The sequence below is a fragment of the Algoriella xinjiangensis genome (assembly GCF_900115015.1).
Taxonomy (GTDB): Bacteria; Bacteroidota; Bacteroidia; order Flavobacteriales; family Weeksellaceae; genus Empedobacter; species Empedobacter xinjiangensis.
In genome coordinates, this window is sequence record NZ_FOUZ01000003.1 from 115,804 (window position 1) to 128,016 (window position 12,213).

General features: G+C 30.9%; 10 protein-coding genes. 7 read left to right on the forward strand and 3 right to left on the reverse strand.

From position 1 onward, the window contains the following. Positions 1–26 precede the first annotated feature (26 nt). From BM072_RS03675 to BM072_RS03685, 3 genes are all read left to right on the forward strand, one after another. Positions 27–1,424, forward strand: coding sequence for a DUF5689 domain-containing protein (locus tag BM072_RS03675; protein ID WP_092906665.1), 1,398 nt, complete (start codon positions 27–29; stop codon positions 1,422–1,424). Between the two features lie 448 nt (positions 1,425–1,872). Beyond that, entirely contained in the window at positions 1,873–4,965 is a 3,093-nt protein-coding gene (locus BM072_RS03680; RefSeq protein ID WP_092906667.1) for a SusC/RagA family TonB-linked outer membrane protein, read from the forward strand. A gap of 4 nt (positions 4,966–4,969) precedes the next feature. Beyond that, on the forward strand, positions 4,970–6,424 hold the full coding sequence (locus BM072_RS03685; RefSeq protein ID WP_092906669.1) for a RagB/SusD family nutrient uptake outer membrane protein: 1,455 nt from the start codon (positions 4,970–4,972) through the stop codon (positions 6,422–6,424). Positions 6,425–6,473: 49 nt separating this feature from the next. On the opposite strand, the gene BM072_RS03690 is transcribed toward BM072_RS03685, so the two are convergent. The 3 genes from BM072_RS03690 to recF are packed head-to-tail and all read right to left on the reverse strand — an operon-like array spanning position 6,474 to position 8,821. Beyond that, on the reverse strand, positions 6,474–7,439 hold the full coding sequence (locus BM072_RS03690) for a YheT family hydrolase (RefSeq protein ID WP_092906671.1): 966 nt from the start codon (positions 7,437–7,439) through the stop codon (positions 6,474–6,476). A gap of 3 nt (positions 7,440–7,442) precedes the next feature. Next, positions 7,443–7,745 carry a DciA family protein gene (locus BM072_RS03695; protein WP_092906673.1) on the reverse strand — a complete coding sequence of 101 codons (303 nt, stop codon included), beginning with the start codon at positions 7,743–7,745 and terminating at the stop codon, positions 7,443–7,445. Beyond that, positions 7,742–8,821 carry a DNA replication/repair protein RecF gene (gene recF, locus BM072_RS03700; protein ID WP_092906675.1) on the reverse strand — a complete coding sequence of 360 codons (1,080 nt, stop codon included), beginning with the start codon at positions 8,819–8,821 and terminating at the stop codon, positions 7,742–7,744. Before recF ends, BM072_RS03695 begins: the two co-directional genes overlap by 4 nt. 251 nt (positions 8,822–9,072) lie before the next feature. On the opposite strand from recF, the gene hisS reads away from it, so the two are divergent. The 4 genes from hisS (at position 9,073) to BM072_RS03720 (ending at position 12,176) form a co-directional block, all read left to right on the forward strand. Further along, a complete protein-coding gene (hisS, locus tag BM072_RS03705) occupies positions 9,073–10,443 on the forward strand; it encodes a histidine--tRNA ligase (protein ID WP_092906677.1) in 1,371 nt (456 codons plus the stop codon). 50 nt (positions 10,444–10,493) lie between these two features. Then, complete coding sequence (locus BM072_RS03710) at positions 10,494–11,414, forward strand: PfkB family carbohydrate kinase (RefSeq protein ID WP_092906679.1); 921 nt, start codon at positions 10,494–10,496, stop codon at positions 11,412–11,414. A gap of 81 nt (positions 11,415–11,495) precedes the next feature. Next, positions 11,496–11,717 (forward strand): hypothetical protein, encoded by a 222-nt coding sequence (locus BM072_RS03715; RefSeq protein WP_092906681.1) that lies wholly within the window; start codon positions 11,496–11,498, stop codon positions 11,715–11,717. Positions 11,718–11,723: 6 nt separating this feature from the next. After that, the gene (locus BM072_RS03720; protein ID WP_092906683.1) at positions 11,724–12,176 is read left to right on the forward strand and encodes a hypothetical protein; all 453 of its coding nucleotides are present in this window, start codon (positions 11,724–11,726) and stop codon (positions 12,174–12,176) included. Positions 12,177–12,213: the final 37 nt, after the last annotated feature.

The window sequence follows — 12,213 nt, forward strand, 5'->3', positions numbered from 1 at the left end:
ATTATTAACTAAGAACAACAATTAAAATGAATACAATATCTAAAATTTCAGTTGCAGTTACATTAAGTTTAGGACTTTTTGTAGCACAATCGTGTGTACATGATGATGATTATGCGACACCACCAATCGAGTGTAATTTACCAGAGGCAAATATAAAATTGCCAGAATTGATGCAAAAGATTAATGCAAATCAATTAAATCTTGATGCAAATAAAGCAATAACAGATGATCTAATCTTAGAGGCTTATGTAATTTCTAGTGACGAAACAGGTAATATTTACAAAACAATTTCTATTCAAGACGATCCTACTAATCCTACTGTAGGAACACAAATAGAAATTAATGCAGGGAATTTATATACACAATATCCATTAGGGTCTAAAATTCAAATTAATCTTAAAGGTTTAAGAGCTCAAAAAGACACAAGAGCAGGTATCATAAAAATAGGTTCTGTAGATCCTACTTATGATTTAGGTCGTATAGCGCTTACAGAATATGAAAAGTATATTGTAAAAACATGTGATCCAATACAAGAAATAAAACCGAAAGAATTTAATAGTTTGGCAGAAGCCATGAAAAATGAGAACGTCAATACATTAGTAAAAATAAATAATGTACAATTTTTACAACCAGATATTGATAAAACATATGGAACAGCAAGCCAAATAGAAAACAGAGAATTGGTAGATAAAAAAGGGTCATTGAAAAATGTTGTTGTAAGAAACTCAAACTTTGCAGATTGGAAAGATGAATTATTACCTACAGGTAGTGGATCTATAACAGTTGTAGTCTCTAAATATGGTTCAACATGGCAAGTTTATATTCGCGATACAAAAGATGTTAAATTTGATCAACCACGATTTGATGTAGGTGGCGGAACAAACCCTGGTGGTGGTAACACAACCGAAGCAGCAAACTTATTATTTAAAGGATCAGATTTTAATAATTGGAGCGAATTTTTAGCGTCTATCAATAGTTTTGATTTAAATAAAACTGGATATGCTATGAGTGGCGTAGGATTAGGAAGAGATAATACCAATGCATTGCAATTAAAAGGAACGCCTATTGCAAATGATTATGTATTTACAACGGTCGTTAATAATGCAATACCAGCAACGCCAAAGAAAATTACATTTTATGTAAAAGGAACGGCGGGTAAATCTTTATCATTAAATGTTTATAAAACAGATACTAAATATGTGGTTTATAACCTTGGCGATCTAAGTAATTCTGCTGTAACACTTGCTTCTACAGAAACAAACCAATACAACGGTATTATTGATACAAAAGGAGAATGGGTTTTGGTAACATTAGATATAACTAGTGTTGATATTCAGAAAACAGCAGGACAAAATGTTTTTGCACTAAAAGTAGGTAAAGATGTTGCTTATGATTTAGTAGTAGATAATATAAAAATAGATTAATCATTTAGATCTAAAAATCTACATAAACAAAAAAGGCGAACATATTGTTCGCCTTTTTTGTTTATATAAAGTTTTGGAATAATCCTATATGATAAACTAACCTCAAAATATTAATAAATAATATTTTAGATACTGATGAATAATTAGATATTTTTTAATTTTTAGAAATATTAACGTATATGTAAGTGGATAATGTTAATAAATGTTAATAAAAAAAAGACATATATCAAGTAAAAACAAGATTTAATAATATTTTGATACTCAAAATTAAGATGAAAAAGGCGTAAAGTTATAATCAATACCTAATTATATTAAGGAGTGGTTGCTCTGTTATAAAAATAATATATAATTCTTCTTAAGATGTTTAAAAATAAAAAAATACTTCCACTTTTTTGGAAATCTTAAAAAAAAGTTAGAGTTTTGTTTAAAATGTTATAAAAATAAAACTATGAGGAGAAGATTAACATCTTTGGGCTTATTAGCTTTCCTAGGATTAGGAACAATGGCTTTTGCTCAAGTAACAGGTGTAGTTAAGGATGGAAACGGATTTCCTGAAGCTGATGCTGAAGTTGTAGTTAAAGGAACTGATAAAGTTGCTTATACTGATGAAAACGGAAGTTTTAACGTTGACGCTAAAGTAGGAGATACATTAGTTATTAATGGTAAAGAATTTAAAGTTACGTCTAATAATCTAGGCGCTTTAAAATATAGTAACGAGACAGAATTAAAAGAAGCTTTAGTAACTGTAGCGTTCGGAAAACAAAGAAAAGAAGCTATTGTAGGTGCTGTATCTGTTGTAGATGAAAAAATACTTGAAAAACAACAAGCTACTAACGTTATTTCAGCAATCCAAGGATCTGTTGCTGGTGTAAATATTATTAGCGATGGTGGACAACCAGGAACTACACCATCTATTCGAATTCGTGGAATTTCTTCGATTAATGCATCTTCAGAGCCATTAATCGTATTAGATGGTATTCCTTTTAATGGAAGTTTAAGTATGATTAGCCAGGACATGATAGAATCTATCAATGTTCTTAAAGACGCTGGTTCTACAGCACTTTATGGTGCTCGTGGAGCAAATGGTGTAATCTTAATTGAAACTAAAAAAGGAAGAAAATCAGCAGAACCAAGAATCTCTTTTACTTCTCAATTTGGAGTTGCAGACAATGCAGTAAAAATGTATAAGAAAGTTGGTGCAGAAGATTATATGAAATATGCTTGGGAAGCACTTAAAAACTCTAGTACAAAAGGTGCTTTAGCTGGTCAAGATGCTTCTGATAAATTAATCGGTTTTTTAGGATATAATCCTTATGGTTCTATTGCAAAACCAATTGATGCAAATGGTAATTTAGTACCAGGAGCTGCATTGCTATGGGATACTGATTGGGAAGATTTAATTCAAAACAAAACTGCAGCAAGAAGAGAGTATAGCTTAAATGTTGATGGTGGTAATGATTTTACAACTTATAATGTAGGTGCAAGTTATTTAAACCAAGAAGGTTCTGTAATTACTTCTCGCTTTGAGAGAACAACGGTTAAAGCTAGTGTAAATACAAAAGCAAATAATTGGTTAGAATTAGGTGCAAATATGATTGCAGGTTTTTCTAATGAAAATGGACCAACACAATCTGGTAGTTCATACCAATCTCCAATTCAATGGATCAACAGTATGTCTAATATTTATCCAGTTTATAAAAGAAATGTAAATGGAGGTTTAGCTTACAATGACTTAGGGGAGTTAATTTACGACTATGGACAAGATCCATCACAATTAGTAAATGGAACAAGACCATTATTATCAAACGAAAATGCTTACGCAGCATTAGTAGAAGGATATAAAGTAAAAAATAAAAGAACGAACATTAACGTTAGCGGATTTGCTAAAATTAAATTCAATGAAGATTTATCTTTAAGATCTAGTATTGGGTACCAAAGTTATTTGTACGACAATTCTCAGTGGTCTAGTAATTTATACGGTAATGCTGCAGGAGTTGGTGGGCGTATCGAAAAAAATAGAGATACACAGATAACAAAAAATATTACAAATATTTTAAATTATAATAAATCTTTTGGAGATCATACATTTAGTGTAGATGCTATCATGGATTTATATGATTACACTTACGAAACAACAGGAGCAAAAGGGACAGGTTTCTTACCAGGTATTTCTGTTATTGGAGGTACTACAATGCCAGAAAGTGTTTCAGGATCAATATCTAGTGAAAGAAATTTAGCATATATGTCTCGTTTAACGTACGACTATATGGGAAAATATTTCGTAGAAGGATCATACAGAAAAGAAGCTTCATCTCGTTTCTCTAGAGATACTAGATGGGGAGATTTTTATTCAGTAGGTGCATCATGGATTATTTCTAAAGAAGAATTTTTAAAAGGAAATAGTGTGGTTTCTGACTTAAAACTTAGAGGATCTTACGGAGAAGTAGGAAATAATCAAGTATTAAATGCAGGAGTACAAAATTATTTTCCTTATTTACAAGGCTACGAATCAGGATCGTCGCAATTAGACGAAGCAGGTATTTTGATTGGAAGTTTAGTAGATCCTAATATCAAATGGGAAAGAACAGGTTCATTAAACGTAGGTTTAGATTTCGGTTTCTTTAAAAATAGAATTACAGGTTATGTAAATTATTTTGATAGAAAATCAATTGACTTAATTATGGGGAAAGCTATATCTCCTAGTGGTGGTGGACAAGCGTCAATTATCACGAATATTGGATCGCTTAAAAACTATGGTTTTGAGGTAAACTTAAATACAATTAACGTACGCAACGATAATTTTGAATGGAGTACAAACATTAACGTTGGTAGAACATATAATGAAGTTTTAAAATTAAATGGTTCAGATCAATTAATTATGGGACTTAATGTATTAAAAGTAGGTGGTTCTAGATACGATTTCTATCTTCAAGAATATGCGGGTGTAGATGCTGCAGATGGTGCGGCAATGTGGTATAAAAACGATGCAAATGGTAACAAAGTAACAACTAAAGTTTACGCAGAGGCAACTCGTTATATTCAAGACAAATCAGCTTTACCAGATTTTGAAGGAGGTTTCTCAAATTATTTCCGTTACAAAAACATTGATTTAAACGTTTTATTTAACTTTAGTGTAGGTGGTTACATTTATGATTCTTCTTACGGAGGATTAATGAACTCTATTAAAACAGCTGGATACCAATTATCAGAAGACATTAAAGATAGATGGCAAAATCCTGGAGACATTACAGATGTTCCAAAATTATTAGCCTCAAATAATGACTATAACTCAACATCAACAAGATTTTTGTTTAAAAATGATTACTTGAGATTGAAAGCGCTTAATTTAGGGTATAATTTCTCTGATAAAGCAGTAGGTCAAATGGGATTAAAAGGATTAAGAATTTATTTCCAAGGAGATAATTTATTGACTTTTCAATCACACAAAGGTCTTGATCCAGAGCAATCAGTAGGAGGAACAACATTCAGTAGATCTTATCAGCAAAGAACTTATACTGTAGGATTTAACGTTAAACTTTAATAAAATGAAAAAATTTATAATATTATTAGCAACTGTTGGTACTACTTTATTAGGTACTGGTTGTATGGATAGTTACTTAGATGAGCCAAGTAACTCTGACACAGGAAATTTATCTGAGACGGATGCATATAAATCGGTAGAAGGAATTAATGCAACAATGGCTGGTCTGTTAAGATTTCAAAGAGGTCAATGGAGTGATGACACATTCGCAGCATCTACAGATGCGGGAGGATTGTATGCTTTAGAATTTGCTAGAGCGGTAAAAGGAAATGACGTTATTATTTATAATAGCTGGTATAACTTTGATTACCAAAACGAAAATAGAGAACCTACTTACAGAAGAACTATTTTTAATTGGAGATATCCTTATGCAATGATTGCAAAATTAAATCAATTTGTAAAAGGAGTAGAAAATACTAAAACAGTAGCAGAAGTTGATAAAACATATTATTTAAGTCAAGCTAAAGCATTAAGAGGATTCTATTATTTTCAATTAGCATTAGAGTTTAATCATGCATTGAAAAAAGATCCTGCAGCTGTAGCACCTCCAATTTATACTGAGGTAACTCCAGAAGGAAAACCAATGTCTAAATTAGAAGACTTATATAAATTTATTACAGAAGATTTAGAATATGCTGTTCAAAACGGTTCTGATAATCGTATTGATAATTCATGGGTAAACAAACAAGTTGCAGCTGGTATGCTTTCTAATGTTTATCTATCTATGGAAGAGTGGGCTAAAGCTGAATCTATGGCTAAAATAGCATATAAAGGTGATGTGAAAGCTTCATTAAATACAGTTACAACATATAAACCAATAGGATTTAATGATAGAACTGATAAAGAATGGGCTTGGGTATTACCACAAAGTTCAGATCAGTCAAACTATTATTATTTAGCTCCTCATGCATTTATGGATAATGTAACATCAGCATATAATAATGGATATATTAATGTTGATTTTGTAAATAAATTTGCAGCGAATGATAGACGTAAAGAAGCTTTTGCTTTAAAAAGTACAACTTTACCTACAACAGATGCAAGATATTACACAACGAAGAAATTCAAATTTTCGTTCACTTCGGATGCTGCAATTTTTAGATTACCAGAATTTGTTTTAGTAGCAGCAGAAGCAGCTTACCACCAAGGTAATGTAACTGAAGCAAATCAAATTTTGAATGATTTTAAATCAACAAGATATACTGGTTATGTTAATCAAAATTTATCTGGAACAGTTTTATTTGATGAAATTCTTTTAGAGCGTAGAAAAGAGCTTTATGGAGAAAATGGAGTTGAATGGTTTGATGCAAAACGTTTACAACGTGGTATCGTAAGAACAGGTAACCATCCTAAATTGATTACTTTAACACCAAATGACAATAGATTTATCTTGAAAATTCCTCAAATAGAGATTGATAACAATCAATATATTGATGAAACTGTTAATAACGGTAGATAATAAAATTTATAGTATAAAAAATCCCCTCAATTGAGGGGATTTTTTTATACTATAAACTTAAACTTTCTATAAATTCAAAAGCCCTAATTTCTGCCCAAGAATGTGAATTATTTTCTAAAGGAAAACCACAATGTCCACCATATTTTGGCATTTCAAAATAGCAGAATTTATGATTTTTAAAACGTTCAATTGGATAGCAATCCAAACCTAAAAAAGGATCATTTGCAGCATTTACAATCAAACAAGGTATTGTTATATTATCCAAAACAGTTGCAGGAGAAGCTTTATCATAATAATCTTCTTTAGAAGAATAACCATGCATAGCTGCAGTAAAATATTCATCAATTTCATCAAATGTTTTAATTTTATCAATCATTTCTTCATTTAATAAACCTGGAAACTGTTTCGCTTTTTCTTGAAATTTAGGAACCAATGTTCGCTTAAAATTTTTGAAGTAAACCGTATTAGGAAATTGTTTTAATGTATCTGCGCTAGATTTTAGCGATATCGGAGCAGAAAAAGAAACTGCACCTTTTATTTTAGGATTGATTTGATGATTACCAAGATAATTTAAAATCAAAGCGCCACCCATAGAATAACCAACTAAATAAATACGTTGATAACCTTCATCAATTGCTTTGTCTACAACACGCTGTATATCGTCTGTTGCACCATGATGATATAAACGACAAGTTGTATTCATTTCACCACCACACGAACGATGATTCCAAGCTAGAATATTGAAATCTTTCTCAAAAAAATAATCAGAACAACTATTTAAGTAGGTACGTTTCGAATCACCTTCTAATCCATGAAATAAAATGACTAAACGTTCTTTATTTTGATGTTTTCGCCAATCTAAATTTAAAAAATCACCATCATCCGTAGTTATTTTTTCTCGCGTATAATTTGGTGCGGGATATTTCTTAAACTTTGCCGGAATTATTGTTGATAAATGCGCATTTCGGTTGATGAAATTAGGTTTCGGATAAGTTGATTTCTCGATATAAGGCATTTCTTAATAAATTTTTACTTCAACCAAAAACTCTTTTTTAAGCTCTTCGTTGATATTTGCAATAATTTTAGATTTTCCCATCATTAATTCTTGACGCATTGCAGGCGAATTTATTTTGACATACAAAACACGTTGTCTCACTTCAATTCTATCGGTATATTTTTCAAAAAACTTACCCATAACTTTGTGCCAAGCCTCTTCTGCTTTCACTTCCCAAATCAATTCTTCCTTTCCATTTTGCTTGATAAAATGTTCTAAAGCTTGACCAAGTGTTTGTTGATTGCTTCGTTTTTCATATTTTTTCATAAACGGAAAACTTTACTTTCAGAATTTATTTGTTTGATGATTTGCTCTGTTCTGTCGGGATGTGTATCGGTAATAAAAATTTGACCAAAACGTTCTTCGTTTACCAATTTTATCAATTGCGTTACACGATGTTCGTCTAATTTATCAAAAATATCATCCAATAATAACAAAGGTGTAATATTTAGAGAATTTTTAATAACATCTAATTGAGCTAATTTTAGGGCAATCAAATATGATTTTTGCTGACCTTGCGAACCAAATTTTTTGATAGGATAATTAGAAATCGTAAATAATAAATCGTCTTTATGAATTCCGGCAGTCGAATATTGCGCCGAACGATCTTTGTACAAAGCATCTTTCAAAACAGTTTCAAAAGTAGCATTATTCAATTGCGAAACATACTCGATATTTACTTTTTCTCGTCCTTCCGAAATTTCATTGTAATATTTTAAGAAAGCTTCTAAAAAAGTTTCAATAAATTCTTTTCTAATTTCATGTATTCTCTTTCCTAAATAAATTAATTCTTCATCATAAATTTCTAAAGAACTTGGCTCAAAAGTATTATTTGCAACAAAATATTTAAGCAAAGCATTTCGTTGCATCAGTACTTTATTGTATCGCATCAAATCTGCCAAATAATTTTTGTTTGATTGCGAAATTATATTGTCCAAAAACTTACGTCGAACTTCACTTCCTTCCTTGATCAAATCGCTATCATAAGGCGAAATCATCACCAAAGGATATTGTCCAATATGATCAGAAATACGGTCGTAAGTTTTAGAATTTCGCTTTAATTGTTTGGGTTGACCAGCTCTTACCAAGCAAAAAATAACATCATCAGATTCATTTCGATCAAAAGTTCCTTCTAATGTAAAAAAATCAGTTTCAAACTGAATATTCATCACATCCGAATGATTAAGATAGGATTTACTTAAAGCCAAATAATGAATTGCGTCCAAAACATTGGTTTTACCTTTGCCGTTTTGACCTACAAATGCATTAATTTTTGGTGAAAATTCGAAATTATTTTCATCAAAATTTTTGAATTGTCGTGCTTTAAGTTCTTTTAAATACATACTGCAAAATTACGATTTTATTAATTGATAAATAAGTTGAGAAGCTGAAATAAATTCAGCTTAACGATTGTGTTTATTTTACGAAAAACGATTAAACTTTATAAATTGTGTGTTGTCATTTTGAACTCGTTTCAGAATCGCATTCTATTATTAATCATTTAGTTTTTCGTCAAATCAATGATTTATTCCTAAAATGTTGCGATAAAATCTAAATGATGTATTTTTGTTGCTTAATTGAAAGATCAAGTAAAATGGCAATTCAAAAACCATCGATTCCAAAAGGAACGAGAGATTTCTCGCCTTTAGAAGTGAATCGTCGTCAATATATTATCAATACGATTAAGAAACAATTCGTTTTATTCGGATTTTCTCCCATCGAAACACCTTCATTCGAAAATTTATCAACTTTAACAGGTAAATATGGAGAAGAAGGAGATCGTTTAATCTTCAAAATTTTAAATTCTGGTGATTATTTAGCAAAAGTTGATGAAACATTGTTGCAAAATAAAGATAGTCAAAAGGTAATTTCTAAAATTTCGGAAAAAGCGTTGCGTTACGATTTAACTGTGCCTTTTGCACGTTATGTTGTGCAACATCAAAATGACATTACTTTTCCTTTTAAACGTTATCAAATTCAACCCGTTTGGCGTGCAGATCGTCCACAAAAAGGTCGTTTTCGCGAGTTTTTTCAGTGTGATGCAGATGTTGTAGGTTCGGATTCGTTGTTACAAGAAGTTGATTTTGTTCAGTTATACGATTCGGTTTTTACGCAATTAAATGCGCCAGTAGAAATCCATATCAACAACCGCAAAATTTTATCTGGTTTAGCAGAAGTTGCAGATATTTCGGCACAATTGATTGATTTTACTGTGGCTTTAGATAAGTTGGATAAAATTGGAGAAGAAGCTGTAAAAGAGGAAATGCGCGGAAAAGGAATTTCGGAAGCTGCAATCGAAATTTTATCGCCTTTATTTTCTATGAATGGTGATTATAAAACACAATTTGCTCAATTAAAAGAAATTTTAAAATCTTCGGAAACTGGATTAAAAGGAATCGAAGAATTAGAATTTGTTTTTGAAAATACATCAACTATTGGTTTACAATCTGCGGATTTAATTTTAAATTTAACGTTAGCACGTGGTTTAGATTATTATACAGGAGCAATTTTTGAGGTAAAATCTAAAATCGGCGAATTTAAATCATCTATTGGTGGTGGTGGTCGTTACGACGATTTGACGGGTATTTTTGGTTTAAAAGATATTTCTGGTGTTGGAATTTCATTTGGTTTAGACCGAATTTATTTGGTTTTAGAAGATAATGATTTATTTCCAGCGATAGAAGATTCGACTAATATTCAAGCTTTATTCATTAATTTCGGAACAAAAGAAGCTACGCAAGCCATGAAATTGGTAAAGCAATTGCGTCAACAAGGTATTAATACCGAAGTTTATCCTGATGAAGCTAAAATGAAAAAGCAAATGGGATATGCTGATAAAAAAGGAATTAAGAAAGTAATTCTGTTAGGTGAAAAAGAAATTGAAGAGCAAAAAGCAACTGTAAAAGACATGATTTCTGGTGAACAAACAGAAATTGCATTTACAGATTTAGCTAATGCATTATAATTCAAAGAAGTTCAATATATTTGCAAACTATTTAATTTAGATTATACAAAATGAGTTTATTAACAGTAGGTACTGTAGCCTTTGATAAATTAGAATCTCCGTTCGGAAAAACAGATAAAATCTTAGGTGGTGCTGCTACATATATCGGAATGGCGTCTTCTTTATTAGGCGTTGACACGGCTATCGTTTCAGTTGTAGGTGGAGATTTTCCACAAGAATACATCGATTTATTAACTTCGAAAGGAATTAATTTAGATGGTTTAGAAATCGTAAAAGAAGGAAAAACATTTTTTTGGGAAGGTAAATATCACAACGATTTAAATACGCGTGATACATTGGCAACAGAATTGAATGTTTTAGAAACTTTCAATCCAGTTGTTCCTCAAAACTATAAATCTCCTGAAGTTTTAATGTTAGGAAATTTACATCCTTTAGTACAAAAAGGTGTTTTAACACAATTGGACAAACGTCCAGGTTTAGTGGTTTTAGACACAATGAATTTTTGGATGGATTGTGCTTGGGATGATTTAATGAATGTCATCAAAGATGTTGATGTTATTTCTATTAATGACGAAGAAGCGCGCCAAATGTCTGGTGAATATAGCTTAGTAAAAGCGGCTAAAAAAATCATGACTTTAGGACCAAAAACAGTTATCATCAAAAAAGGAGAACACGGCGCTTTATTATTTCAAGGCGAGCAAGTTTTCTTTGCACCAGCTTTACCATTAGAAGATGTATTTGATCCAACAGGAGCAGGAGATACATTTGCTGGAGGTTTCTCTGGATACTTAGCAAAAACTAACGATTACTCTTTCGATAACATGAAACGCGCAATTGTTTACGGTTCTGCATTAGCATCTGTAACATGCGAAAAATTTGGAACAGAATCTTTAGATGCTTTAACACGTGACGGATTAGCGGATCGTTTAAGAAGATTTAAAAACTTAATGGATTTCTCGATCAATTTATAAGATTTGATTGTTTAGATAATTTTAAAGCCTCGCAATTTGTGAGGCTTTTTTGTTTTATATTAGTGTTAGAAAATATAATACATGAATATTATTTTAGAAATATTAGCTTGGATTATTTTTGAGTTTATTGGTGTGTTTTTAGGGGCAGCAGTAAGGTTTTGGATTCTAAAAATGTTTAATTCATCTTTAACTTTTGATGAATTTTCAACTTCGGCATCTAGAACAGATAATTTCTATAATTACCTTGTTGGAATACCAATTTTTATTGGTTTAATTATTGGAGTAGTATTTATAATTTTTTAAATTAAAATGAAAAACAGAATTATCACAGTACTCGTTTTAGCAATTTTATCCTTGTTATCAGGAATTTTAATTTCTAAAATGTCGTTTATCGGAAAAGTCGGAATCACAATTATTTACAACGAATACACCATTCTAAAATCGTGGTGGCAAACCGCTTTGGTTATGTTTGTAATTCAATTAATTGTTTTCGGAATTCTAAGCTTTTCTCAGTACAAAAAGCAATCAAAGGTTAAACGTTCAATCTTACCAATCGTGTTTATTTTAATTGGTGTTGCAGGTTTCTATTATACATATTATGATTTTACCGAAACTTCGCATCGATTAATGAAAAAGTCTTTTCACTTCGGATTTTATCTATTTTGGATTACTTGGTTTATCAATTGTTTCTTTTTCTTTTCGACAAAGCCAAAACAAGTTGAACTAACCGAAAGCAATTCTGAAATAAATGAAATTGTATAAAATAAAAAAAGCTCATCTGTTTAGATGAGCTTTTTTG

Bases quoted from the DNA above. Each gene is read 5' to 3' on its own strand.
- BM072_RS03675 (WP_092906665.1), top strand. From the start codon at position 27: ATGAATACAATATCTAAAATTTCAGTTGCAGTTACATTAAGTTTAGGA.
- BM072_RS03685 (WP_092906669.1), top strand. From the start codon at position 4,970: ATGAAAAAATTTATAATATTATTAGCAACTGTTGGTACTACTTTATTA.
- BM072_RS03710 (WP_092906679.1), top strand. From the start codon at position 10,494: ATGAGTTTATTAACAGTAGGTACTGTAGCCTTTGATAAATTAGAATCT.
- BM072_RS03695 (WP_092906673.1), bottom strand. From the start codon at position 7,745: ATGAAAAAATATGAAAAACGAAGCAATCAACAAACACTTGGTCAAGCT.
- recF (WP_092906675.1), bottom strand. From the start codon at position 8,821: ATGTATTTAAAAGAACTTAAAGCACGACAATTCAAAAATTTTGATGAA.
- BM072_RS03715 (WP_092906681.1), top strand. From the start codon at position 11,496: ATGAATATTATTTTAGAAATATTAGCTTGGATTATTTTTGAGTTTATT.
- BM072_RS03680 (WP_092906667.1), top strand. From the start codon at position 1,873: ATGAGGAGAAGATTAACATCTTTGGGCTTATTAGCTTTCCTAGGATTA.
- BM072_RS03690 (WP_092906671.1), bottom strand. From the start codon at position 7,439: ATGCCTTATATCGAGAAATCAACTTATCCGAAACCTAATTTCATCAAC.
- BM072_RS03720 (WP_092906683.1), top strand. From the start codon at position 11,724: ATGAAAAACAGAATTATCACAGTACTCGTTTTAGCAATTTTATCCTTG.
- hisS (WP_092906677.1), top strand. From the start codon at position 9,073: ATGGCAATTCAAAAACCATCGATTCCAAAAGGAACGAGAGATTTCTCG.